Genomic DNA, 26,919 nt, shown 5'->3' on the forward strand with positions numbered 1-26,919 from the left:
TGGAGTTCTTGTCTTAAACCCTTGCTCCATTGGGTCGCGGACTCGCTAACGCTGCGCTATCTGCCTCCAACATCCTCGATAATTTCAACATATCTGCTTGCTGATGCAGATTGAACATTGTCAATACTTTTAAGTCTGCAATAACCAGATAATTTCGCTTTTAAATTGAGATTTACCCAAGATATCAACTTTAGCGACAGAAGATGAAGTAAGATTCACATCTGAGGCAGTCCCCGTATAATCCCATAGTTTCTGACAAAAAATAGTCCAGTGCGATGATTGATAAATATCCTCAGAATCTTATAGTGTCCTGCTTACCGCTGAGTATGCTGGTATTTCTCAGCAACATATCTTCTAGTCCACTGCAAGCTCAGGCTGTTGATACTACACAATTACCAACTAGTAATTTCATCCTGTCACAACAATTCCCACCACCACAGGATGTCCAACCACCCGCACCTTTGCCAACTCCCTCACCTGAACTGCCACAGCCACTTCCCCCACCAGCAGAATTATTTCCGCCCTCTGTCCCAACTCCCACACCTGAAGAACCAATCCCCGGCAACTTTCCTCAAACTATTGTTGTGGAACGGTTTGAAGTTGTTGGTAGTACAGTCTTCAGTCCCGAAGAGTTAGCTAAAGCCACTGCTGAATTTACCAAACGACCGATATCGCTGACTGAAGTTTATCAAGCACGTTCTAAAATTACTGAGTTATACCTCAACAATGGTTACATTACCTCTGGTGCATATATCCCACCCCAAACAATCCAATCCGGTGTTGTCAAAATTCAGGTGGTCGAAGGTAAATTAGAAGACATCCAGATAACTGGAACTCGACGCTTGAATCAGAATTATGTCCGCAGCCGACTAGCAATAGCGACATCACCGCCTCTCAATCGCCAGCGTTTACTAGAGGCACTGCAACTTTTGCAACTTAATCCTTTGATTCAAAATGTGACTGCGGAACTCTCCGCAGGATCACGGACTGGTGCAAGTCTCTTAGAAGTTAAAGTAACCGAGGCAAAAACCTTTAGTAGCCAAATAGTTCTTGATAATGGGCGATCGCCAAGTGTTGGCAGTTTTCGCCGCCGATTACAATTAAATGAAGCCAACTTATTGGGACTGGGAGATTCTCTGGGTGTAGCTTACACTAATACCGATGGTAGCAACTCCTTTGATGCCAGCTATACATTACCACTCAATCCCCGCAATGGAACCCTCACCTTAAACTATGGCATCACATCCAGCAATGTCATTGAACCTCCTTTCAACGTTTTAGATATTCAATCAGATTCTCGCTATTACGAATTAACATTCCGCCAGCCCATAGTTCAAACTCCTACACAAGAATTCGCCCTTGGGTTGACAGCCTCGCGACGGGAAAGTGAAGCTTCTTATATTGAAGGAGAGAGACTACCTTTCCCCGGTTTAGGTGCTGATGAACAAGGACGTACCAGGGTATCTGCGTTGCGATTTTTTCAAGAATGGACGAGTCGTAACAGTCGTGAAGTCATCGCCCTGCGTTCTCAATTCAGTTTGGGCATAGATGTATTGAACCCCACAATTAATCAAAATCCTCCCGATAGCCGTTTTTTTGCTTGGCAAGGACAAGCGCAGTGGGCCCGCCTTTTAGCTCCTGAAACCTTATTTTTACTTCGTTTAAATACGCAACTCGCATCCAGAACACTTTTGCCTTTAGAGCAATTTGGCTTAGGTGGGCAGGATAGCATTCGCGGCTACCGTCAAGATTACTTACTGACGGATAATGGTACTTTTCTTTCTGCTGAAGTTCAAGTACCGATTCTGCGCTTACCCCAGATAGATAGCACCTTACAGGTTGTCCCCTTTGTGGATTTTGGTGTTGGCTGGAATAGTTCTGGTAGAGAGAATCCCGATACTAATACTTTAGCTGCTGTTGGTTTGGGGTTGCGTTGGTCACAAGGCGATCGCTTTACCCTTCGTCTTGACTGGGGAATTCCTTTAGTATCTGTCAACTCAAACGAGAGAACATTACAAGAAAACGGTCTGTACTTTAGTTTACTCTATAATCCTTTTTAAAATTTAGAGGTTTATTCTCCTTCCTTGCTCTACAAAAGTCTGTACCAACGGAGATTCCCGTTATTGAAGCAACTGGCGTGGGATTCAGAGGATGCTTGGTGGACTGCATGTATTGATAGGTAAATTCCACAAACACATTATCTACGCAAACAATAGGCAAAAAGAATGATTTTCAGGTAGGGGAAATTCATTGAAAGCGGCGGGAAACTCCATCGCAAAGAGTGGATGGAGAGGGATAGTCGCGCCGTCGCTTCGGGCATTGATTGGGCATTGTTAACTTCTTCCCTATGCCCCATTCCCTACGGTGTACACACAAGTGAATTACCCCACCCTAACCCTCCCCGATGCATTGGGGAGGGAACTAGATTTTCTTGTTTCCCCCCTTTACAAGGGGGGATTAAGGGGGGTAAAACCCGGATCTCAAAGTAACTCTGATTTGTGTGTACACGGTAGGCCCCATTCCCCATGCTCAAAAACTCCATCCCAAGAGTGGGATGGAGTTTTTTATGTAGATACATTCGCGGAGTGTCTCGTAAGAGTAGCGGCTACTCTTACAAGAACGCTTTCAGCGAACCTACGGGGTATTGCCTCAGAGTGCATATAGTTATTGCGTGAGTCCTCAAACAACTAGGTTCATCAAACCGCAACGCAAGAGTCATTAGTCATTAAGTAATTAGACAGAAATATTTATACATTAGATTTTAGGCTGGATAAGGGTTTCAGGTCAAAAATTGTGTAATTAATTTTGTCTTACTACTTAGCTATTAGTCCTTGATATACGACGCCTACTTTTGAACGCGGTTTAAATTAGTTCGATTTTCCGCCCACAAGGGACGGGGTATGCACCAATGACCAATGACTACTTAATCAAATACTAGTGCTATATTTTTAAGGGCAATAGACTAGTCAACAAAAAAATTGAGTATTTTTACTGAAGATAGCCATGTATTCTCGCAGTATTCTTATCAAAGAAAAAACGAAATATCTGTACTCTTAAGAAAATCTCAAGGTACTGAGTGATACGTGTAATTTAGACCAAAACATCCCTTAACTTAAAATTCAAGAGATTCAAAGATATGTCAGATAAAGTTGCTAAAGAGTTGGCAGATTTTCTGCTGCAAATAGAACAGCGATCGCAGTTTCATGCAGGTTATCCATATAATTTAACTTGTGACTACAGTGCGATCGCAAAATTTTTTAATTTTCTGTTAAATAATGCTGGAGATCCATATATTGAGCCAGATTTTGGTCTTCATTCTCGTAAATTTGAGCAAGAAGTATTATCTTTTTTTGCTCACCTCTATAAGATTCCAGAAAATCAATTTTGGGGTTATATTACTGCTGGCGGGACTGAAGGTAATTTATATGGAATGTTTTTAGCAAGAGAAATCTACCCTAATGGAATTCTTTACTCTTCAGAAGACTCTCATTACTCCATACCCAAAGCAGCCAAATTATTCCGCATTCAACATAATGTTGTTAATTCACAAATTAATGGAGAGATGAATTATGAACATTTTGAAAAATTAATTAGTGACAATCGTAGTTATCCAGCGATCATCAATTTAAATATTGGCACTACTGTCAAAGGTGCGATTGATAACTTAGACAAAGTTCTAGAAATTTTAGAGCGTAATCAGATTAAAGATTACTACATTCATTGTGATGCCGCACTTTCAGGATTAATATTACCCTTTCTAGATGGCGCTCCGCAAATTAACTTTCAAAAACCCATAGATAGTGTAGCTATTTCTGCTAAATTCATTGGTTCTCCCTTACCTTGCGGTGTAGTTTTAACTAAAAAGAAATGGGTAGAAAAAGTTGAAACAGCAATTGAATATATTGGTTCAACAGATACAACAATTCTGGGTTCTAGAAACGGTCATACCCCTCTGATTCTCTGGTATGCAACGCAAACAAGGGGTTATGATGGATTAGCCAGAGAAGCAAAGACCTGTATTGATAATGCCCAATATCTTTTCCAACAACTCCAAATCAGAGAATATCCATGTATGCTCAATAATTTTTCCAATACCGTAGTCTTTCAAAAACCTTCCCAAAGGTTAATTAAAAAGTGGCAGTTAGCAATTTTTGAAGATTGGGTACACATTGTAGTCATGCAAAATATCGATAGAAAGAAAATTGATACTTTTGTGAACGAACTCTTATTGGAAGAAGGGTTAGTTAATAATGCAGAAGATTTTCAGCTACAGTCAGTACTACACTAATATAAATTATCAAGTGAAATTGCTCACCCAACTTTACAAGATGTTTCTCTAAACAGATTTTAATCCCAAGATTTTATCTCTTTAAAAAGTTTTTGGAGCATAAGTTAGCTGCAAGTAGTCTTTCTACTTCTGCACGTTCCATCGGTGGTAAGAAAAAATACCCTTGTCCATAATCACATTGTAAAGCCTTCAATTGTGCTAATTGCTCTACAGTTTCTATTCCTTCTGCTGTTACAGACATATTTAAATTATGGGCTAATGTCACAATCGCTCGAATAATTTCTAAATTTTCTCCTCGACTACCTATACTCGTGACAAAAGAGCGGTCAATCTTAATGGTTTTGATTGGTAGGCGGTGCAGATAACTCAAGGATGAATAGCCAGTACCAAAGTCATCCATGTGCGTCTCGACATTCAGCGCTGTTAGCTGGGAAAGCACAGTGGTAGCTAATTCAAAATTATCCATCAACAAAGTTTCAGTAATCTCCAATTTCAAACAGCATGGCTCCAGTCCAGTTTGCTGCAAAATATGTTTAACCTGTTTAAATACATCGGGTTGCGTGATTTGTTTACCAGAAAAATTGACGCTAATTGTCAAAGGTAGTGAAGTAGGAAATTGTTGATGCCATCTGTGCATTTGGTGACAGGCTTCATAAAGCACCCATTCCCCGATACTAACAATCATTCCCGTTTCCTCAGCCAGGGGAATAAAATCTTGGGGGGAAATAAGTCCTCGCTCTGGATGATACCAACGTATCAGTGCTTCAAATCCAATAACTTTGCCAGTTGTCAGTGAAACAATTGGCTGGTAGTCAAGACGAAAATCTTCTTGCTTGAGCAGCGCATGACGTAAAGCAGTTTCTAACTCCAAGAGCAAAGCTGCACCCTCGTGCATCTTTGGGTCAAAAACCTCATAACGCGCTTTACCAAGTGCTTTGGCACAATACATTGCTACATCGGCATCGCGTAAAATCTGTGCTGCTTGCTCATAATCTCTTTTACTTAAAGCGATGCCAATACTAACATTAGTAAACACCCGATGCTCGTTTAATTGAAATGGCGAAGCTAGCACCTTTTTAATTCGCTCGGCTACATGTATAGCGGTGCTGATATCTTCAATTTCCTCAAGTAATATTGTGAACTCGTCTCCACCAAAACGGGCAACTATATCTCCAACTCGTAGAACTGACTTTAGTCGGTGAGAAATTGCAATCAAAAGTTGATTTCCTTGTAGATGTCCAAGGCTGTCATTAACAACTTTAAAGCGGTCTAGGTCTAAGAAGAGGACAGCAAATAAATAATTATTTTGCTGTTTACTATGTTCTATTGCCTGCTGCACCCGCTCCATAAATAATCTTTGGTTAGGCAATCCAGTTAGTCCATCATGAAGACTATTGTGTAGTAATTGCTCTTGTGCTTCTTGACGCTTGATAATGTCTTGTTGAAGTTGTTGATTAACTCTAATAAGTTCAATGGTGCGCTCTAGCACCAACTGCTCAAGCTGATAACGGTACTGAACTAATTCTTCCTCTGCTAGCTTCCGCTTAGTGATATCACGGACAATTACAATATATTCCCGTAGCTGGGAATTAAATGGCTGTGAAATAGTCGATTCAACAATTCGTAAACCTTGGTTTATTCTTAAACTTTGCTCACTTCTAATAGACCATTGTTCCGGTGTACCGCGATAGCACATTAGGAGTTGATTCAAGTTTTTCCCAAGCAACTGTTGAATGCTTGTTTCAAATAATTCTTCAGCAGCAGCATTGGTTTGACAAATTATACCTTTTTCATCTAATACTAAAACCGTATCTGGAACAGTATCGAGAGTAGTGATAAATAAGTTTCTTGCTTGTTTGCGTGCCTCATCAATAGCAATAATTTGTGGTAAAGTTGTCCAGCAAGCGATCGCTACCCCTGTAAAAGATAGTGTCACTAACAGAATAGCTAGTAAAGAGTTTTGAGGATTAGTAGAAAGTCTATCTAATAAATCGCGGATAACCCAACTGATTGTGGCAGTAATACAAATTAATGATACTAAAACAATTACTTGTAGTACCACAAAGTCTGAGTTGTTTTTAATAGCTCTAGTGTCGTAACGCTGTGTCCACCATTTGGGGTGTAATGGTGCAAATCTTAAGCGACGTAGGGCTACATCTCCTATTATCAGAATAATGGGTAATAATAATCCTACTAAAAAATCTCTCCAATTCCAAGCTAAACCTCCCACTATGAGAACTACTGCTTCTACTAAGAAAAAACTAAGTGACCACCAAGGCCATAACACGTGTGGTTGTCCCCGACACAGCCATAATCCCAGATGTAGTCCCATAATAGACATGAGATAACAAGTACCTGCTACTGTGACAAGTTGAGATATATTTCCCAAATTGAGACAAAGCAAACTGAGTATAAAGGTAACTAAAATAGCAGGGCCAAGGACACCTTGACGCGAAACTAATGCAAATATGGGAGAAATCTGTCTGTCTAAGGCAAGCTGGTATAACATCCGAGGAGAATTGGAAACCGCTGTAGCAGAACTCAGAAGGCAAGATATAGTAATTAGAAGTGTTACTAGAAAGGAGGCAGATTCACCCCAAAAAGGTTTAGAAGCCTCTACGAGATTTAAGAACGCATCATCACCTATTGTTGGATTTGGAGCCGAACACATTAATACCCAAGAACCACCTAAAAAGACTGGAGGAATTAACCAAGCCGCTACGGTTAAGAAATTTAAAGTTTTATATGGGTGGCGGCTATCAGCAACAAAAGAAGAAGTGGTTTCACAAGCAAAAATTGAATAGCTACCTAGAAAAAACCACTTTGCCCATTCTTCAAAGCTCAGGCTATGTGTGCTAATTGGGAGAAATTTAAAACTAGAAGTTGAGAAGGCTAACCATAGTACACCTTGAATACAAAATAATAACAGTAATAAAATTGCTGGGAATACAAAAAATAAATGCAGGAGTGCTAAAGCACGCGTGCCACTGAATGCCAAAATAAAAGGAATAGCTGTAAATAAAACTTTTAATAAATTTTCTGGGAAAGAAATATCTAATGGTTCAAAATTGACTTTAATTAGGTTGGTGAGAATAATTGCGTATAGTGCTGGTGCTGCTGCCCAGCTAAAAAAATATCCTAATGCTACGTAACGGCCTAAAGCAGGAAAGTTCTCTAATAGCCTTGTGGTATAGTTTGGTGTTCCTCCGGAGACATCTGACCAATGTCTACCTAGACTTTGTACCTGCAAGTTAAGCAAAAAGGAAACGATCGTGCCAAAAAACCAAACTAAGATAGCTTTAGGCCCTAACGCTGCATGAATAATGGGCGCAGTACCAATCCATCCAACATGACCCGTTAACCCAAAGCCCCAGGTTTCGAGATAACTCAGAGTCCGTGGTAGGCGCATTAGCAAGTGCTGATTTTTCTCTGCCCGTGCAGAATCGTTACTAACCATTTTTTCTTAGTGAGATTTACTGACCTTTTCACTCAATAACTGAATCTCACTGCTTATAGCTTCCGTATAACTGCTGAACTTTAGAAAAAAACAACTTAGTTGTTACTGAATTTGGGATTTTAAATTGGAGATTTGAGATTGACCCCATGCCTGAAGTTTTTTTCTTGAATAAAGAATTTTAGATTTGAGATTTTTCCTATGTAGCTTTCTTCTCAGAAAACCAGTATAAATTATCTTTATTCAGACCTTGATTAAAATCGAAAGGTTCAGATTTCCGACTTATTAAATAAGTCGGAAATCGTGTTGTTCATGAATGATTACGTAGGGCTATAGGCTATAATTTTTGCAATAACTCCTGAGTTAACTGAAAGAAAGCTTTGGAACCTGCTGATTGGGGAGCATTTAAAACGGCGGGCATAAAACTATCAACAGCCTTAGCAACATTGACATCAACTGGGATTTGTACTTTACAAATTTTTTCTACACCAAAATCTTCAACAACGCGGTGCATAACTTGTTTATAGTATCTGCCAGTGAGAAGATTAGCGCTGGACATACTAAATACAATTCCCAACATTTTTATATCTATCTTGGTTTCATGTCCGTGACTGTCTTTTAATTGGGCAATCCGTCTTTCTAGCAGTTGAATACCTACTACAGATAATGGTTCTGGTTTAGCAGGAAGTATGTAGAAATCGCTAGCAGCTAAAGCGCTACGAGTCAATAGATTATAGCCCGGTGCACAATCGAGAAGAATAAAATCATATTCTTGACGGACTGGTTTTAAGATGTTGTTAATCAAGACCCTTTCAAACCGATTCCAAATCGTTTCAAAGTCCTGCTCACCCAAAGCAGTTGCTTGTTTATGAAGCATTTCTGAAACAACGAATTCATCATATAAATCGATATCTCCCGGTAATAAATCTAGTCCTGGAAGATTACAAACTTGGGATTGGACGATATCTTGAATTGTGAGTTTTGCTTGTGGATCTGGATTGATAACTTGGTCTATCAGATACCTAAATGTCTTGCTTTGTTTACGACGCTTGGCAAAATCTAAAGGCGACATCAAGCTGAGTGTGGCGCTAATTTGGCTGTCTAAATCAAGGACAAGCACCCGTTTGCCATGATTTTTAGCTAAACAAGTAGCTAAATTGACGGTGAGAGTGGTTTTACCAACGCCACCTTTCATATTTGCAGTAGCAATTACATATCCCATTGATTGAGTCCTCTATTGACGCATTCCCATCTACTGGTCTGTCGCGGATTGTCCGTAGTTTGCGCTAAATCGCAAACTATGAACCTATCAAATAAAACTTGACAGACTACTAGGTAGCGTACACCCCTCTTGATATCTTAAATCTTCCATTAAATTTAATATTTTCGGAAATTCAAAAGAGTGATTTCAGGGATATTGACTCGATTGAGGCAGCAATATGTAGTTGGATCTTTAGCTGAAATCGTTCTACCAGACTACTTTACCCCATAATGCAGATGTTTGACTTAATGGTGTAACAGCGATCGCTCTCATCAAAGCAATTATAGAGGTATTGACAAATACAGTAGCCCTAAATCAATTGTGAGAAAATAATCAGGTTGTGAATATCACTAAGTATTGGGTGCAAAATGTGGATGCATTTGCTAACTGAATTGAACGAAGCCGATCAATAAATTCGTGAAATCAAAGGCGCATTTACACACAAACTTATAAGGTAATTAAAATGACTTACGATTCAGAAGATGTAGAACAAATCCTTCAAAAAGCACTCACTCGTAAACAGGAAGGTGAATTTTCACGAGAACAGCTTTTAGAAATGGCATCTGAGTTAGGTATTTCTTCTGATATTTTGGAAACAACTGAACAAAAGTGGTTGGCTCAACAAGAAGAGAAACGTTTGCGACATACATTTAATACTTTCCGACGCAGAGCCTTTTGGACACACTTGGTTTCCTTCCTAGCAGTAAATTTATTCCTCATTCTCTTGAATTTAATTACTAGTCCTGGTTATTTTTGGGCTATTTTCCCAGCATTAGGATGGGGTTTAGGACTATTTTTTCATTGGTGGAGTGTTTTTCAGAGTAAATCAGAGGATTACGAGATCGCCTTTCAGAAATGGCGGGCACAGATTTAACTTCTCCCTACTTTGAAAAATAAAGACACTAAGAGTTGACATACTCACCGAGAAAGAAGGGTCGGTGATTCTGGAGTAAGTAATAAGTAATAAGTAATAAGTAATGAGTAAATACCCATTTTTCATCCACTCATTACTCTTACTCATTACTCATTACTCATTACTCGTTACTCATTACTCATTTAAAGTCCTGTCACCGATGATAAAAAGCCGTCCTCAAAGGACGGGGCTTCTCTACGAGACGCTTCGCGAACAGACCCAAGTTTTTGGTGAAGCAGGCAGGGGGAAAGAGGATCAGGGTAAGTAGAGGAGAGGGAAGAGAGAAAAAGTTTAACTTAACTGTATTAGTATTTAGTTCTCAGTTTTAATTAATACTTTTTCTCTCCTACCTCCTGCCTTTTGCCTTTTGATAGGTGTCGGCTTGACAATACAGCTTTGCACTTCGACGAGTTGGAAGTGATCTTTCACCTATGAATGGGGAAATTTCCGTACTTGATATTCTCCTGAGTCCACAATTGAATATGATTCTCTGAGCGCTTGAATGAAGTTGTCTTCAATGGTCTGCAAATGTGCTTGGGGTACAGCTTTCCACTGTTCCAGCGTTGCCCAACGAATGATCAGGATAACTTCTGTGTAGTCATTGGGGCTGATCCAAACCTCTTTACCGAGAAATCCTGGATACTCAGCCAGCGCTGTTGTCCAAATTTGTGCGTCCTTCTGGATAAAATATTCCCGTAAATCCGAGGCAACCTTAAACTTGAGAAGTTCTATAAACACGTCCTTTGAACCCTGTGTTTCTTAATTTGCCAAAATAGAGATGTAGGCTAGAGTAACTACGCTTTAAGCATAGCTTGATTGCCTAAACTCAGGAGCAAGGGTTGGCTGGTTAATAAGTAAGAGGAAGGGAATATGGACAACAACAATTGGTTGCAACAGCTAATGATGGTGGGTCTTGGCACAACGTCTTTAGTAGCAGAAAAACTGCGGCAAGTCAGCGATGATTTAGTTAAAGACGGTAAACTCAATCCTGAGCAAGCCAAGGCGGTAATGGATGATATTGCCCAGCAGTTAAAGTCTGAACAGGGAAACTGGGATGTCCAAATGCAGCGGCAAATGCGAAATATGATGCAGGATTTGGGGGTGGCTCGCCAGTCAGAGGTGGACGAATTAAGGGGTAGAATTGACCGTTTAGAGCGGCAAGTGCGCGATTTAGAAAATAAGCTTTGGCGTTAAAATACCCTTTCTGATTTAAACTAAATGTGTCCTGTTGGTAATCTTTTTGCCAGGATACTTAAGTAAGGAGAACTGATTTTGAAACCAATTTTCCTCAGCGTGGCGTTCATGCTGGTGTGTGTTGTGCTGTTGATTGTGGGGCAAGTAGGCAGTAAACAGAATACTGCCATTGCTGCCGAATTAACTCAAACACCGTCAGCGCCCACAACTGTAACTGAAAACAATATCTTAATTGCGAGTAACACTATGTCTGATGCGAATGCCGTAACCACTCCTTCTGGATTGAAGTATGTTGAGTTAAAAGAGGGGACTGGAGCGACTCCTCAACCTGGACAAACGGTTGAAGTTCACTATGTTGGCACTTTAGAAGATGGTACTCAGTTTGATAGTTCACGCGATCGCGGCCAACCCTTCAGCTTTAAAATCGGCATTGGACAGGTAATCAAAGGTTGGGATGAAGGACTTAGCACTATGAAAGTAGGCGGTCGTCGCAATTTAATCATCCCCTCTGAGTTAGGTTATGGCGCTCGTGGTGCTGGTGGCGTGATTCCTCCCAACGCAACTCTGCTGTTTGACGTGGAATTGCTAGGAGTTAAGTAAAAATTGGGTATGGGGAATGAGGAAGAGGACACGGGGACACAGAGATAGTATTTGATCGTTTATTTGCCTCGCTGCGTCTCTTCCTCACCTTGTCTCTACTATCTCCCTCATCTCTCCCATTCCCAATGCCCAATGCCCAATTCAAATTTTTAAATTTTGAAACTTTGTAAACTGTGGATTGAACAAAAGTTTTGCAGTACCCGTAGGCCCGTTGCGGTGTTTAGCTATAATTACTTCTGCAATGCCGCGATCGGGAGTATCGGGAGAGTAATATTCATCGCGATATAACATTATTACTAAGTCGGCATCTTGTTCAATGGAATTGTGAACAATAATATTATTTGCAACAAAATTATGCAAACCAGGAACGGTGAGGTCAAACACTTCTTCCTCGCCGCTATATTCAATTGAAACTATTTCATCCCAATAAACATCACTTTTGGCAAGAGTAACCAGTTTAGACGATTGAACAATGTTGCCAACTTTTAGAGCTTCTTCTCGACTTAAATTTACTTTGTAAAGAGTAGAGCCACAATACGAAACTCCATAAGTCATAGTTTGCTTACCAGGACTGGGGAGATGTCTGGGTAAACATAGATGTTGTTTAGGAGTTAATTCATCAAGTCTTTTCCAGCCATCAATTGTTAAAAATTTGTGATTACCTGTGGCACGGATTTTCTGGCCCAATCTAGTTGTTAAAGTAAACAGAGGCTTTACACCAGTGGAAAAAGCATTGCTAACAATTGCTTTTTCTAGCTGCATTGTAGCTTCGTTCAATGCCCAAACTGCAAAACCAGATTTATCTACTAATTCCTTAATTGGCACTTGCAGTCCGCTATCTGCTAATGTCACCAGACTATCGCCTGCTAAACAACCGGATTCTCTCAAATCAGATAACATCGGGCGCTTGTTTGTGCGTGCTTCAACCCCTCGACTCAACTGAGACAAAGCAATAACTGGTACAGATAATTCCCGCGCTAAACCTTTGAGTTGACGAGTAATTTTTGATAATTCTTGAACTCGATTATCGCCTGCTCCTTCCATCAATTGCAGATAATCTATTACAATTAATCCTAATTCAGTTCCAACTTCTGCTTGTAATCTTCTTGCCTGACTACGCATTTGTGTAACTGTAATATTCGGCGTATCATCAATATAAATTGGCATCTCTGAAAGGATACCAATAGCACGGCTTAAAGGTTCCCACTGTGTTTGACTCAGGCGGCCAGTCCGCAGATAACTACTTTCAATTTGTGCTTCGCTAGCTAATAGCCGTTGCGTCAATTGCTCTTTTGACATTTCCAAGCTGAAAACGGCAACTGGTAATTTATAAGAAGCGGCGATATTATGAGCAAGGTTTAAGCAAAATGCTGTATTGTGAACACAAATATCATTGGCAACAAAATTGTGTGTTTCTGGAATTGTTAAGTCATAAACTTGCTTGTTCCCCATCGGCTCAATTGCAACTATTTCATCCCAATAAATATCACTAGTTGCTAACTGTTGAAGTGGTAAATTATCTAAAGCTGTGGCTAGTATCCAAAGTCTTTCCCGCCTTAAAGCACGTTTACCAACATGCATATTTGTATAGCCTTGAATACCAGACCGTCTGGCTAAACTACTCCAAGTTTCATTACCTTTTGCTGCTGCTATTTGTTCCCAAATCTCTACAGGTATCAAATCACGATTAGTTTGATATCTTTTTTGAGATATTGCTGCTGCAACTTTTGCTATTGCTTCTTCTTTACTGAAGATACCTATTTCTGCGATAAAGGTTTTGATAGATAAGGCATCGGTAATATCTAATTGCCATGCTGGTCTGCGGGTGTTTTTATACTTAACAGACCGTTTTTTGAGAGATGCAATAATGCCAAATCTTAATAAAAGATGTTGAATTTGTCTTGCTAGTTTTTCGCTGACTGTTGCATAGCCTAACTGTGATTGACCGCTAGTAAGTAGTGCAGCCCATCCATCAGTAGCAAAGAGACGATTAAGAAATAAGGCTATTTGCGATCGCTCTAATTTAAAAATGATGTTTGGTATAGTTTTAGAATGAGCACCTTTGCCCCATAAACCTAATTCTTCTAACCAAAGCGTTAGCGAATTCTTCCGAGATTTGCTCATGCAGGTAAATCCATGAGATACAAACTCTTCTGACTCTAATTGTAAAACTTCAGACAATAGCTCAAAAGTTTCTAAATTTGGTACACACTCTCCTTGCTTCCAAGCGCAAAGTAAAGTGGGACTGACTCCAACTAACTGACTTATTTCTTTTCCTGTCAATGACTGTGATTGCATCGCTAGTTTAAAACTTTCGGCAAAAATCTGTCTTTGAATAGCAATAAATTCCAAATCCCCACGTACACAAAGTGTTGGTGTGCGTGTACCTTGAGAATTTTCCCACCGAATTTTTAAACCAACAAAATCAGCAACTGCTTGAGAAAACTCTGCTTGCAATAACGGATTACTATTTGTAAATCGTGGAGTGCAGTTAGTTAAGCCACCATCGCCAATTAAGTATGCTAATAACTTTACTTCGCACTCACGGATGGTTTCTGTACCAAATACATTTATTTTTCGCGGAACAGCAATCTTATCACCAACTGTCAGCTTTTCTAGTTTTTGCCAGCCTTTAATAGTCAAATACGGATGGGTAATTGTAGTTTCAATAGACCTACCTAAGCGAGTTGTTACCCGAAAAACTGGTTTGATACCATCATCTACAAATGCACAGGGTTGAGTAAAGGTAAATTTCCAGTCATTATTTAACGTCAATAATGAGCCACTTGTGTTGAGCGGAGTCGAAACATGACGTTGTTTATATAATTCTTCAATTGTGGTAATTGTTCCATCTGCCAAAACTATTTCTGAATCATAGCTGAGGCATTTACCCATTGATGGCCTGCCAGCGACAATAATCAAATCAGAACGTTGAAAGCCGCTGGTCATGGCATCTAAATCGTAAAATCCGCAGGGAATCCCAGGTAAGGCAATACCTTGATTTCTATCTTCAATATCCTGGAAATTATTAATTAGAGTATCAGAAATATGAACTAAACCCGATTGGGGACGTTCTTGAGTAACGCCGAATACTTTCTGTTCTGCCTGATCTAAAACAGTTGGTAACTCGGTTTCTGTCTCGTAACCCAAATGTACAATTTCATTGCCAGCTTTAATTAACTGTCGCCGCAGGTATTTTTCCATCACCAACCCTGCTAAGGCGTCGATGTTAACGGCTGACACTGTGCGGTCTACCAGAGTTGCTAATTTATTTCTGCCACCAATGCGGGCAAGAATTTCATGGTCAGTCAGCCAACTGGTGACTGAGAGTAAGTCTGTGGGTTTACCTTGAGCGTGCAGCCTCACAGCTGCTTGATAAATGTCTTTGTGGGCGCTAATGTAAAAAGCTTCGGGAAGGAGGCGATCGCTAACTCGACTAATCGCTTCTGGATCTAGCAAAATACCCCCCAAAATCGCTTCTTCCGCCTCAATATTTTGGGGGGGGAGGCGTAGTTTACCGCCGTAGGCATCGCTACCATCGCCTTTAAAACTCAGTTCTTCAGCCATAAACGATTTTAGTTTTGAGATTTTGCTAGAGACGCGACTAATCGCGTCTGTTTGCTAGAGACGCGATTAATCGCGTCTGTACAAGAGTTAAAGGTTATTTACTTTTACTTCCCTTGCTTCCTCATCCCTGCGTTCCCCTCTTGAGTTAACTAGCGACGACTTGAATATCGACTTGTGCCGCTACTTCAGAATGCAGTTTGATTTCGGCTTGATAAGTACCAAGGTGGTTAATATCGGGAATGGTAATGCCACGCCGATCGACTTCTTGACCGGTAGCTGCCTTAATTGCATCTACAACATCTTGGGTGGTGATAGTACCGAAAATTGCTTCGTTTTCACCAACTGGCTTGGCAATTGTCAAGCTGCCAACTTTTTCTAAAGATTCTTTTTGCTCAAGAGCTTGTTGTCTGAGTTCTAATTGCCGTTGACGCTCTTGCTCACGACGGCGTTCTACTTGCTTGAGAATACCAGGAGTGGCATTGGTTGCCAATTTTTGGGGAATCAGATAATTACGAGCGTAGCCAGGAGCTACTTCCACTAAGTCGCCAGATTTCCCCAGCTTGCTGATATCCTGATTTAAAACTAACTGTACGCGTTTCGCCATCGTTTTTCCTGTAAAATCTGATTAATTTGGGTAAGGCTTGATAGCTCACAATGTCACTGCTGTATTCCAAGCTTCTTTGCCTACACCCTAAAGCTTACAGATCGTAGCGAAATGAAGGGTGCGATCGCAACTATTAGCCCAAGAAAATTGATGGAGATTGGGAAATGCCCAATCCTCAACGCCCAATCCCCAATGCCAAATGCCTAAAAGTTATTTTTCATTTCCCGTATCCGCGCAAAGGTTTGCACCCCATCGCTACTCTTAACGGTTGATTGTAATGATGGCTGATCCCAACGTAAAAAAGGATTGCTTCGCTTCTCTACTCCCAGCAAAGAGGGAATAGTAGCTTCTCCTCGACTACGGTAAGCTTTTACTTCATCAAAGCGCCTTTGTAAGTCGGCGTTGTCACCATCCACAGTTAGGGCAAATTGCAGATTTTTTAAGGTGTATTCGTGGGCACACCAGACGCGTGTATCATCTGGCAGAGAGCGTAGTTTGCTCAAGGAGTCTACCATTTGGGTCGGTGTTCCTTCAAACAAGCGACCGCAACCGCCAGAAAATAAGGTATCGCCGCAAAATAATTCCCCTGTTTCACCAGCTTTTTCTGGGGAAAAGTAGTAAGCAATGTGAGCGCGGGTATGTCCAGGGACGAAGATAACTTCAGCTATCCGGTCTGCAAACTGGACGCGATCGCCTTGTTGCAAAAACACCTGCTGCCCCGGAATCCTACCACGATCCTCGGCTCCTCCATAAACTATCAGTTGGGGGAATTGTTCCATTAATTGCTTATTACCACCCACATGATCGTTATGGTGGTGCGTGTTGAAAATTGCTACTAACTCAGCTTTTAATTCTGCCAGTTTCTTTAAAACTGGTTGAGCCTCCGCTGGATCGACAACAGCGGCAATATTTTGTTTGTAGTCGTGTAACAAGAATATGTAGTTGTCTGAGAGTGCTTCCAGACGGATTACCTGCATTATCTCTGCCTCCCTTACAACATAAATATTTGGTCTTGAGTAGCAATACAACATTCCAGCGAATAATAGTGCTACTTCTACAAACTATATCAAGTATTTATACTTTGTTTATTATAGCTATATGCAATATTCACTATGATATTATACAACCGTGCTTAGACGGTAATTTTACTTAAATAAAGTCAACTTCAGATGAAATTATCAGTAAAATTTCTCTGGAATAGCTACAAATATAAAGTTAGATTTATTTTATTGTTTTTTGCTTAAAAATAATAAGTTTCCAAGTTTATATTTTGCTTATCTCTACTCTATGAGATTTGGCTATAACTAAAACTAGAGTAAGATTTTCTAAGAATAAATACATATCTAATTTCCAAACTAAACAACAATTGTTAATTTGATTTATGCCAACAGAAACTAGAGGATTTATTACAATTTTAACTGGACTTTACCCTTTTCAAGATTGTATTCATTTTTTGGCAGCAATTAGAAAGTTCCATCAAGAGCCAATCATTATTCTAATTGACCAAGTTCCCACAGGACTCTATCCTTTTTTGAAGGCTTTTAAAAATGTAATTTTAAAGCCGGCTCCGGCAAATGAAAATACTGTTTTAGCATCAAGGCAAGCAAAACTGGCTCTATATGCGGCCTCTGAGTTTGACAAAACGATTTATCTAGATTCAGATATTTGTTTACTTTCCGATATCAACGACGTATTTAGCTATTTAGATGAATATGATTTGCTATTAACTGAAGATGTGCAACCTTCTATTCTTAAAGCTACAAATTTGTTGCGCGGAAAGCAAGAAGATATTTTGCCAAATGTTTTGCCAATTCTGCAATCTGTCGGTTTTCCTTTGGAAGCGGATAGTGTGCAATATAATAGCGGTTTGATAGCTTTTAGAAAAACAGAAGTAATTAAGGTATTTTTTGACGAATTTCAACGTTATTTTGAGATTGTCAAAAACAACCAAGATAAATTACTTTTAAAAGATCAAGGGGCTTTTGCATCTGCGATCGCATCTGTACAACCTCACATGAAAATTCTACCACCCACCTATAATTATCTCAGTAAGTGGCAGGATGCTTATAATATTCAGGATCAAATTAAAGTTCTACACTGCACCTATCCTTATCGACCTCAATATGCTAAAAATATTAGTCGTTCCTTATATACACGGATTTTTGACAGATTCGCTAAAGTATTTTTACCGAATCAAGTTACAAATCCTTGGCGCACTAAATAAAAATAAGTATAAAAATAGTGAAAAAGTTTTCCAAGATATCGCTATTGGTTTCAGATTTATCAAGTGCAGCTATTTTGCGTGCATACTTGATAGCAACAGCCCTAAGAAATTTAGAATATGAAGTTGAAATTATGGGGTTTTTGTTTGGAAATAACTTATATCGAAATTTACCATCAGAATTAAAAGTTTATAGTTTACCGGGCAAAAATTTCCCAGACTTTTTTGGAGAAGTCAGCAAATTTATCTCAAAAATTGATGGAGATATAATTTATGCTATAAAACCACAGATAGCGAGTTTTGGAGTTGCCCTACTAAATAAAATATTTAGCCGAAAACCATTAATTTTAGACATAGATGATTGGGAACTCAGTTGGTATGGTGGCGATGACTGGCATTATCGTCCCACACCTAAACAATTAGCTAGGGAATTGTTGAAACCAGACGGCGCACTCAGGAATCCTTATCATCCTTTGTACGTCAAATGGATGGAAGGTTTAGTAAGTAGCGCTGATGCTGTGACGGTGCATACTAAATTTTTGCAGCAGCGCTTTGGCGGTACATTTGTTCCTAATGGTAAGGATACTTCTTTATTTGATCCCGCTCGATATGATGCTGAGTCCAGCAGAAATCGTTATGGTTTATCTGAATATCGTATTTTAATGTTTCCTGGTGCGCCAAGACCTTATAAAGGTCTAGAAGATGTGCTTATAGCACTCGATAAAATTAATCAGCCAGACTTAAGACTAGTGATTGTAGGTGGTAGTCCTTATGATGATTATGATCAGCAACTCCAACAAAAGTGGGGACGCTGGATTATCAAATTACCAAAGTATCCAGCTGATGTTATGCCTGATTTAGTAGCAGCGGCTCATATTGTAGTCGTTCCCCAGCGAGACACCCCAGAAACTCGTGCTCAATTTCCCCTGAAGTTGACAGATGGAATGGCAATGGCTAAACCTGTATTATCAACGCGAGTTGGAGATATTCCTAAAATTTTAGGTGATACTGGTTATTTAGTAGAGCCTGCTTGTCCTGAACAGATTGCTGAACAAATTCAATTGATTTTTCAGAATTTAGAGTCGGCAAATCAGCAAGGTATCAAGGCTAGAAAAAGATGTGTGGAACACTATAGCATAGAGGCTATGGCTTCTACACTCAAGTCAGTAATTGCTAGGCTGTGAATCTTGATTTGGGATTGGGGATTGGGAACCCAACCAAATCTTAATCATATTTTCTTTCCCAGTACCCAGTACCCTGTCCCATATTTATTTAATGATTAGCTTTAGTTGGCAATTATTTTGTGAATAATATTAATAAGTGAAAGTGGCATAAAAATATCCAATGTCTACCAGAAAACTACTACTAAGATTCGCTAAACCCTATCCAGGTTTGATTCTGCTGACAATATTGTTAGGATTTTCTGGAGCTTTATTTAATGGGATTAGCACAGCTTTAATTGTGCCAGTGGTTTTAAAAATTGTGGGGCAAGAAGTAGATTTAAGCACGGCCCCTCCCATTCTCAAAACGATGATATCTCCCTTTGATAATACTCCAGAACCTTACCGGATAGGAGTAATGGCTGGGGCAATTATATTTACCATTATTTTAAAGAATTTAGCGACTTATGCCAGCGCTTTATCATCTAGTTCTTTAACCCGAAAGCTGACATCAGATATGCGCGAAACCGGGTTAAGACTATTATTAGAAATCGATATAGATTATTACGCAAAAACGAAAGTTGGTGATTTAATCAACCGTCTTGGTGGAGAAATTGGTCGGGCTGCAAGCGCTATCGGCAGTACAGTCAGGATAGTTATATTGGGAATCACAATTCTAGTTTTTGTTGGTTTATTGCTGTCAATTTCTTGGCAGTTGACAATTGCTGCTACGCTTTTGCTGTCATTGGTGACTTTAGTAAATCAGTATGCTATTTCCCGGTCTAGAAATTTTGGGAAGCAGCTTAGTGAGATGTCTAAAGCATACTCCATTTCTGTACTGGAAACTCTGAACGGAATTCGGCTAGTAAAGGCGACGGGAAATGAAGAAAAAGAATATCGACGGATTAAAAAATTAATTCGCGATCGCGAGTTAGCAGATTTCCAATCTCAGGTTAATTCGGAAGCGATTACACCTCTGAGTGAGGTGATGGGTATTACAGCTTTACTGCTGATTGTAATTTTGAGCAAAACCTTTTTTGCTGACCAGGTTTCTTCTCTTTCCACTGTACTCCTGACATATTTATTAGTGCTGCTGCGAGTGCTGCCATTAATTTCTCAGTTAAATACTATTCGCAGCAACTTTGCCAGTACCGCAGCCAGCGTGGATGTTACCAATGAGTTTTTAAGCCTGCACGATAAGCCGTTCATGAGCAAAGGTAAGCTTCCCTATACAAAATTAGAAGAGGGAGTGTCTTTTAATTCTCTTTGCTTTGCCTACCCTGGTCATGAAAAGTTGGTACTCAAAGATGTGAGTTTATATTTACCACGTGGCACGACCTTAGCATTAGTAGGTGGTTCTGGTGCTGGTAAATCCACTTTGGCAGACCTTTTACCCAGATTTTATGACCCGATCGCTGGCAGTATTACCATTGACGGCACCGATTTGCGGGAGTTTGATCTTGTATCCCTGCGAAAGCGGATGGGAATCGTTAGTCAAGATACCTTTCTTTTCAATGACTCAGTACTGAATAACATCGCATACGGGCGAGCAGAGGCTACTGAGGATGAAATTATTACAGCAGCCAAGCGGGCAAATGCTTATGAGTTTATTAGTAAATTGCCTCAAGGATTTGACACCCTAATTGGCGATCGCGGTGTCATGTTATCTGGTGGACAAAGGCAAAGATTAGCGATCGCCCGCGCCCTCGTCCAAAATCCCGAAATTCTGATTTTAGATGAAGCCACCAGCGCTTTAGATACCGTTTCGGAACGTTTAGTACAAGCTGCACTCGATGATTTGAGTCGCGATCGCACCACCCTAGTAATTGCTCACCGCCTTTCCACCGTCCAAAAAGCCGATCAAATTGCCGTTTTAGATCAAGGACAGGTGGTAGAGGTAGGAACCCATGAAGAACTTTTAAAAAAGGGTGCTTACTATTCACGCCTTTATTCAATGCAATTTAGCGATCGCCCTAGTAAAAACTTGATTCAGACAAAAATTATCAAGGCAATGCGCCTAAACTCCAAAAAATTTGCTGAATATCCGGAAGCTGTTAAACACAATCAAAGCTGGCTTCGCATCTCTCATGAAATTCGGACGCAGATGAACTCGATGATTGGGTTACTGCGCTTATTACTTGATGATTTGGTAGACAATTCTCAAGAACGGCAAGAATTAATTGAAGACTCTTACAAATCAGCTTGGAGAATTCTCAACACCATTGATGTTTTTGACGATGTTATTAACTTGCAAAAAAAAGGACAATTAATCTTAATCTCTGAGCAAAATCAAGATATTATAAGTACCTATTATGAAGCATTTAATCATATCTCTATTGAGTTCCGAACTTCTCTTAACCTCATCCTTAGCTCTCTCCGTTCTCTAACTGATAATTTGATATCTAGCACAGAAGAACAAAATGAATTAATTAGTGAAAGTTATGAATATTCGATAAGCCTACTAGATAATTTAGAAAAGTTTGAAAATAGTATTAATATCTAAAATTTATGAAAAATACTGCTGTAAAAAAACACTACATTTTTTTTATTGGTGAAGAGTTGCCACAGCCAGAGGCTCACTTAGTACAGTCTACAAATGCAGCTAACGCCGCCGCTAACTTGGGATACTCAACAGTTTTGGTATATCCTGACAAAGGAGCAAAAGCCTTTAATCTAGCTAATTTAGCTCGTCCTTTTCAACCGAGACAAACACCAATAGAACTTGTTAAATATTACAACCTCCATGACAAGTTAAAAGTTGCTCCCTTACCCATGCCTTGGCCGATTGACCGTTTTCGGAGCAAATTTACTGACTCTAACACCATTGCCAGCAAATATTATTTACCATTTCATATACTTCCAACTATTAAACTTGTCCACAGTCGCAACTGGAATTTTGTAAAAGCTGCCATCAGAAATGGCGTTCCTGCAATTTACGAACATCACCACCATGAAGACAAGCCATTTGAACCAGAAATTGTCAACAATCCCCTGTTACAAATTGCTGTCAGCGTTGTAGAAACTGTCCGCGAAAGCATGATTAAAAATGGGATGCCACCAGAGAAAGTGATTAAGTTACATAATGGGTTTAATCGCTTATTTATGGAGAGACAACCGGAAAAAGCAGCAGAATGGCGTCAAAAACTATTGCGAGATGAAAGCCAACAATTGGTAGTTTATGCGGGAGCATTACAGCAATTTAAAGGTATTGATGTACTAATTGATGTAGCTAAAGAAATGCCTCATGTGCAATTTGCCTGTGCCGGTGGTAAGCCCACAGAAGTTGAATATTATCAACAATTAGTCAAAGAAAAACAGATTCATAATATTAAATTTTTGGGCTATGTCTTGCATAATGAGTTAGCATCTTTGCTACAAGCAGCCAATGTTTTAGCTCATCCTCATTGTTCGGGAAAAGCGGCAACTTTCACATCTCCCTTAAAGCTGTTTGACTACTTCGCATCTGGAACTCCCATTGTCTCTACGGAAATTCCATCATTAGTTGAGTTTCAAGATACTCAAGCGATCGCAGCTTGGTGTGAACCAGATAACCCCAGCAAATTTGCCGAAAGTCTGAAGCGGGTTTTAGAAACTCATCCCAGAAAAGTAGAGGGTTATCCAGATAGCATCGAGTTTGTCAAGCAGTTTTCTTGGGAAAATCGAGCGGCAAAAATCCTTAGTTATGTTGATGAATCTCTACTGCCTCAAATGATTGTGTAAGAAAAATCACAAATGACAAATGACAAATAACTAAAATGACTATGAAAACTGTAGGTATGATTAGCAGCTATCGAGGTTTAGAAACTAGAGCCGATTGGCTATGGCAACAAACCCCGAATCAATTTGGAGTTTGGGGCAATATGCAAATGCAAGCACTAGCAGAAAAACCAGATTTTCTGCTGATGTATCAATTTGATTTTCCCCAAGCATCGCCACAAAAATCTTGGTTAGATAGTTTTCGCAAAAAGCAGCAAAAACCAGTAGTCAATGTTGATTCTCTACTGCGCGGTGTGAGTAAAGAGCGGATTATTTATTTACTAAGGGAACCGCCTTTAGATGAAATTGTCGAAATCACTAATCATAATTATCAACACGCCCAGAAATATTCTGGCTACATCTCTGGCCCCGATGATTTTGCTCCCACTCCTGACTATATGCCGGCTATTTGGTATCACTCAAATTCTTTTCAAGATTTAAATGAAATGCCACCGCCTCAAAAGGTTGCACCATGTAGTTGGATTACTTCAGGAATTAGCCGTACAGTTAATCATCGCCAGCGTTTAGACTTTTTGCAGTCTCTACAATCTAGTGGCATTAAGTTTGATTTGTATGGGCGTAACTTACCAGGATGGGCTAATAAGTCGGGAGAACTAGGTAACAAATGGTATGGCATGGCACCATACTATTACAATCTGGCAATTGAAAATTACGCTGATAATAATTGGTATGTGAGTGAGAAACTTTGGGATAGTTTGCTTGCTTGGTGTTTACCAATTTACTATGGTGGACCGGCTGCTGATAAATTATTGCCGCCGGGTAGTTTTTTGCGGTTGCCCAGTTTAGATGAAAAAGGCATTGCCTACATCAAAGAAGTCACAGCTACACCTGATGCTTGGTATGCAGCCAAAGATGCGATCGCAGAAGCACGTCAAATCATCTTACACAAATTAAACCTACTTAACTGGTTGTCAAACTTTGTTGATCAACACTCATAAATTATGAATGGTATTTGTACCCTTGGCAATGATTATGTTTTCGATCAACTGGTGGCTTTGCTCAACAGTATTGATGTTATTTTAGGGCCAGAAACTCCTGTTTGTATCTATCCTTTCGATGATCAAACACAGCGAATTACTGACGAAATAGCTAAACGCCCTAATGTATTTCTTTACGATGATCTAGAATCAATCAACCGCTGGGATCAATTTATGCTCACAGCAGCACCAGAACGATTGAATCGTAATAAATCCCGCCTTTATGGCGCTCATCGTCGTTTTTGCGCCTTTGATGGGCCATTCGATAAGTTTATCTATTTAGATGCAGACACTTTGGTGATGAACTCACTAACGACAGTGTTTGAAAAGCTAGATAGTTATGATTTTGTTGTCTACGATTTTCAATTTAAAGACGTTAGTAAAATATATAATGTTAATTCTCCCAAATTACTAGAAGTTTTCGAGCAAAAACGCATTGATTCCGAAATATTTTGTTCAGGTTTCTATGGTGCAAAGCGGGGAATATTTAACTCAGAACAAAGAGATTTGCTGATATCCCATTTACAAAATGGTGAGGCGGAACTTTTGTATGAAGGTGCTGGCGAACAACCATTGATAAACTACATGGTAATGAGGTCTAATCTTTCTATTTATAACTTTGCTCGTCAACTGCCAGATAATCAAAAAACAGGATGTTCTGCCACATCTAAGCACTTTGAGGAACGGGAACATCTTCTTTATGACAAAGATAATCGACTAACCTATCTTCATTACATTGGTATTCCTCCTAATATCAATCAAGCAGTCTGTGCTGGAGAGAATATTGAGTTTCCTTATCGAGATTTATTTCTTTACTATCGTTACCTACACGAACCAGAAAAGCGTCCAGTATTTAGAAATCCTCCTAAGAATTATAATGACGCTCCAGTACCAAATTTACTTACAAGAGCTTTGCGAAAATTTAAGTTAATTAACCAAGGATAATTTATGAGTAGGGGAATTTATATAGTTGCCAATGACCGGGTTATCGATAATGCGATCGCTTTACTCAATAGCATTCGTTACTATGACCCAGAAGTAATCATTTATCTCATACCATTTAATGAAAATTATCACAAAGTAGCAGAGCAGGTTGCTACCTTACACAATGTCAAAATTTTCCCAGATTTAGAACTTATTGATAAATTTACCAAACGCATCGGAGAAATTTTTGATAGAGATTTTCTCGCCTTACCCAACAAAATGCGTAAGCTAGTAGCGTGGTTTGGCCCTTTAGATGAGTTTATTTATATTGATACGGATATTGTCGTTTTTGAAAAAATCGCCGACAATTTAGACAAACTTTCAGAAGTTGATTTCTTCTGTTGTGACTACCATCATGCCAATGACAAACTACGAAATATTTTTTCACCATTGGTAAAAGAGCAGCAAATTTTTTCCGATGTGCAACTTCAAGACGTTTTCAACAGTGGTTTTTGGGCTTCTAGAAAAGGAATTATTACCGAACAACAAATGGATGAAACTTTGCGCGAGTGTGCAGCGCATCGTGAATATTTCGATTTTTCTGAAGGAGTTACAGACCAACCAGTTTTAAATTATCTTGTGCTTAAGCTGATTGCCAAACGTGGGAATCTCGTCAAAATTCCTGGGGGTGGGCCTGGTAGTTGGGCGGGTTCACAAAATTTTCAACAGCAAGATTACGCCCTCTATGACCGAGGACAACGACTAAAATATCTTCACTGGGCTGGTACGCGGATGAAAACTGGTAGTCCCTATTGGCAATTGTGGGAACACTATCGCTATCTTCATGAGGGTAAATTTGCTTTCATCCCCAAGTTAACTCGCCGTTTATTTCCCTTTGTTGCTGCTCGTACTTAATATTAGGAGTATCCCAATGATTGATGGCATTTACATCCTAGCCAATGATGTTGTCTATGACCAATTAGTTTCGTTGCTCAACAGTATAGAAGCTAATGCTGGTAGGAAAATTCCTATTTGTATACTTCCATATAATGAGCGATTAGACAAGGTAAGAGCAGAGATTGCATCTAGAGATAATGTCAGCTTATTTGAAGATTCTGATTCCATAGCTTACTGGGATAACTTTGCCACTCAGATATGGAAAAATTACCCTAGAGCGCAAAAAACTTGGCGAGAGTGGGGCTTTCCAGAACTCTATGAGTTACCAATGCACCGCAAATTTTGTGCTATCGATGGCCCATTTGATAGATTTATTTATTTTGATGCAGATACTTTGTTAATGGGGCCCATAGATTATGTATATGAAAAATTAGATAACTACGATTGGGTAGTCAATGATTTTCAGTATAAGTCTGATTTAAAATTTATTTTTGATGGTTCACCAGAGCAGATACAACAAATTTTCAACTTAGAGAACTTGCAGTCTAAAGTATTTTGTGCTGGTTGGTTTGCCACTAAGAAAAATATTTTTTCTCCAGCGATGAGAGCCGATATACTTGACAAATTAGCCGCAGGTGAAGCTGATGTCATGGCTTTCTTAGCGCCCGACCAATCTTTATTTAACTACATGGTGTTGAGAAGCAAAATTTCATATTATAACTTTGCTTTTCATGACTGCGAACAGGCAACTGGTAATCACTGGGGTTCTCAATTTGATGTGGTAGATAATATCCTCTACGACCAAGGGCGGAGGTTGACATATTTACATTATATGAGTATATCTTCTTCAAATTTTGTGAGGCTTTGTAGGGGTGAAGATGTTGATATTCCTTACCGCGATGTTTTCTTATATTATCGCTATTTAAAATCACCTGAAAAACGTCCTCAAAGCTTTACGCGTCCAAGCAAGCTAATGCTTCTGCAAAAGTCTACTAGTAGTTTTATTCAGCAAAGAATCAACAATTTTAAGCTAAACTATCGCAATTTTAAGGATAGAATTACTAGTTAAAAATAAGTCAAAA

19 protein-coding genes are annotated in these 26,919 nt (G+C 39.5%); 13 read left to right on the top strand and 6 right to left on the bottom strand.

The genetic code is table 11. From position 1 onward, the window contains the following. The first annotated feature begins 275 nt into the window (after nt 1-275). A complete protein-coding gene (locus A4S05_RS30895) occupies nt 276-2,060 on the top strand; it encodes a ShlB/FhaC/HecB family hemolysin secretion/activation protein (RefSeq protein ID WP_176727161.1) in 1,785 nt (594 codons plus the stop codon). Nucleotides 2,061-3,136: 1,076 nt separating this feature from the next. Then, entirely contained in the window at nt 3,137-4,288 is a 1,152-nt protein-coding gene (locus A4S05_RS30900; protein ID WP_069073595.1) for a histidine decarboxylase, read from the top strand. Nucleotides 4,289-4,361: 73 nt separating this feature from the next. On the opposite strand, the gene A4S05_RS30905 is transcribed toward A4S05_RS30900, so the two are convergent. Both A4S05_RS30905 and A4S05_RS30910 read right to left on the bottom strand, forming a co-directional pair. Next, nucleotides 4,362-7,745 (bottom strand): EAL domain-containing protein, encoded by a 3,384-nt coding sequence (locus A4S05_RS30905; RefSeq protein ID WP_069073596.1) that lies wholly within the window; start codon nt 7,743-7,745, stop codon nt 4,362-4,364. Between the two features lie 334 nt (nt 7,746-8,079). Next, nucleotides 8,080-8,964 carry a ParA family protein gene (locus A4S05_RS30910; protein ID WP_069073597.1) on the bottom strand — a complete coding sequence of 295 codons (885 nt, stop codon included), beginning with the start codon at nt 8,962-8,964 and terminating at the stop codon, nt 8,080-8,082. Nucleotides 8,965-9,466: 502 nt separating this feature from the next. On the opposite strand from A4S05_RS30910, the gene A4S05_RS30915 reads away from it, so the two are divergent. After that, the gene (locus A4S05_RS30915; RefSeq protein WP_069073598.1) at nt 9,467-9,877 is read left to right on the top strand and encodes a 2TM domain-containing protein; all 411 of its coding nucleotides are present in this window, start codon (nt 9,467-9,469) and stop codon (nt 9,875-9,877) included. Between the two features lie 468 nt (nt 9,878-10,345). On the opposite strand, the gene A4S05_RS30920 is transcribed toward A4S05_RS30915, so the two are convergent. Next, nucleotides 10,346-10,654: a TIGR03792 family protein gene (locus tag A4S05_RS30920; RefSeq protein WP_069073599.1), complete on the bottom strand. Its 309-nt coding sequence runs from the start codon at nt 10,652-10,654 to the stop codon at nt 10,346-10,348. Nucleotides 10,655-10,786: 132 nt separating this feature from the next. On the opposite strand from A4S05_RS30920, the gene A4S05_RS30925 reads away from it, so the two are divergent. Then, nucleotides 10,787-11,110, top strand: a complete 324-nt coding sequence (locus A4S05_RS30925; protein ID WP_069073600.1) for a phasin family protein — start codon at nt 10,787-10,789, stop codon at nt 11,108-11,110. 78 nt (nt 11,111-11,188) lie between these two features. Beyond that, on the top strand, nt 11,189-11,710 hold the full coding sequence (locus A4S05_RS30930) for an FKBP-type peptidyl-prolyl cis-trans isomerase (protein WP_084227332.1): 522 nt from the start codon (nt 11,189-11,191) through the stop codon (nt 11,708-11,710). Between the two features lie 141 nt (nt 11,711-11,851). Here the strand turns inward: A4S05_RS30930 and dnaB are convergent, their stop codons facing one another. The 3 genes from dnaB to gloB form a co-directional block, all read right to left on the bottom strand. Then, nucleotides 11,852-15,277, bottom strand: a complete 3,426-nt coding sequence (gene dnaB, locus A4S05_RS30935) for a replicative DNA helicase (RefSeq protein ID WP_069073602.1) — start codon at nt 15,275-15,277, stop codon at nt 11,852-11,854. Between the two features lie 145 nt (nt 15,278-15,422). After that, nucleotides 15,423-15,881 (bottom strand): 50S ribosomal protein L9, encoded by a 459-nt coding sequence (gene rplI / locus A4S05_RS30940; RefSeq protein ID WP_069073603.1) that lies wholly within the window; start codon nt 15,879-15,881, stop codon nt 15,423-15,425. 203 nt (nt 15,882-16,084) lie between these two features. Beyond that, nucleotides 16,085-16,858 (bottom strand): hydroxyacylglutathione hydrolase, encoded by a 774-nt coding sequence (gloB, locus tag A4S05_RS30945; protein WP_069073604.1) that lies wholly within the window; start codon nt 16,856-16,858, stop codon nt 16,085-16,087. A gap of 404 nt (nt 16,859-17,262) precedes the next feature. On the opposite strand from gloB, the gene A4S05_RS30950 reads away from it, so the two are divergent. From A4S05_RS30950 to A4S05_RS30985, 8 genes are all read left to right on the top strand, one after another. Then, nucleotides 17,263-18,105, top strand: a complete 843-nt coding sequence (locus A4S05_RS30950; protein WP_069073605.1) for a glycosyltransferase family protein — start codon at nt 17,263-17,265, stop codon at nt 18,103-18,105. Between the two features lie 17 nt (nt 18,106-18,122). After that, nucleotides 18,123-19,286 carry a glycosyltransferase family 4 protein gene (locus tag A4S05_RS30955; protein WP_084227333.1) on the top strand — a complete coding sequence of 388 codons (1,164 nt, stop codon included), beginning with the start codon at nt 18,123-18,125 and terminating at the stop codon, nt 19,284-19,286. Between the two features lie 160 nt (nt 19,287-19,446). Beyond that, the gene (locus A4S05_RS30960) at nt 19,447-21,765 is read left to right on the top strand and encodes an ABC transporter ATP-binding protein (protein ID WP_069073607.1); all 2,319 of its coding nucleotides are present in this window, start codon (nt 19,447-19,449) and stop codon (nt 21,763-21,765) included. Nucleotides 21,766-21,770: 5 nt separating this feature from the next. Then, the gene (locus tag A4S05_RS30965; protein WP_069073608.1) at nt 21,771-22,982 is read left to right on the top strand and encodes a glycosyltransferase family 4 protein; all 1,212 of its coding nucleotides are present in this window, start codon (nt 21,771-21,773) and stop codon (nt 22,980-22,982) included. 35 nt (nt 22,983-23,017) lie between these two features. Next, on the top strand, nt 23,018-23,977 hold the full coding sequence (locus A4S05_RS30970) for a glycosyltransferase family 10 domain-containing protein (protein WP_256091282.1): 960 nt from the start codon (nt 23,018-23,020) through the stop codon (nt 23,975-23,977). Nucleotides 23,978-23,980: 3 nt separating this feature from the next. Then, nucleotides 23,981-24,961, top strand: coding sequence for an Npun_R2821/Npun_R2822 family protein (locus A4S05_RS30975; RefSeq protein ID WP_069073609.1), 981 nt, complete (start codon nt 23,981-23,983; stop codon nt 24,959-24,961). Nucleotides 24,962-24,964: 3 nt separating this feature from the next. After that, nucleotides 24,965-25,855, top strand: a complete 891-nt coding sequence (locus tag A4S05_RS30980; protein ID WP_069073610.1) for an Npun_R2821/Npun_R2822 family protein — start codon at nt 24,965-24,967, stop codon at nt 25,853-25,855. Between the two features lie 16 nt (nt 25,856-25,871). Further along, the gene (locus A4S05_RS30985) at nt 25,872-26,906 is read left to right on the top strand and encodes an Npun_R2821/Npun_R2822 family protein (protein ID WP_069073611.1); all 1,035 of its coding nucleotides are present in this window, start codon (nt 25,872-25,874) and stop codon (nt 26,904-26,906) included. Nucleotides 26,907-26,919 lie beyond the last annotated feature (13 nt).

This window comes from Nostoc sp. KVJ20 (assembly GCF_001712795.1).
Classification (GTDB): Bacteria; Cyanobacteriota; Cyanobacteriia; order Cyanobacteriales; family Nostocaceae; genus Nostoc.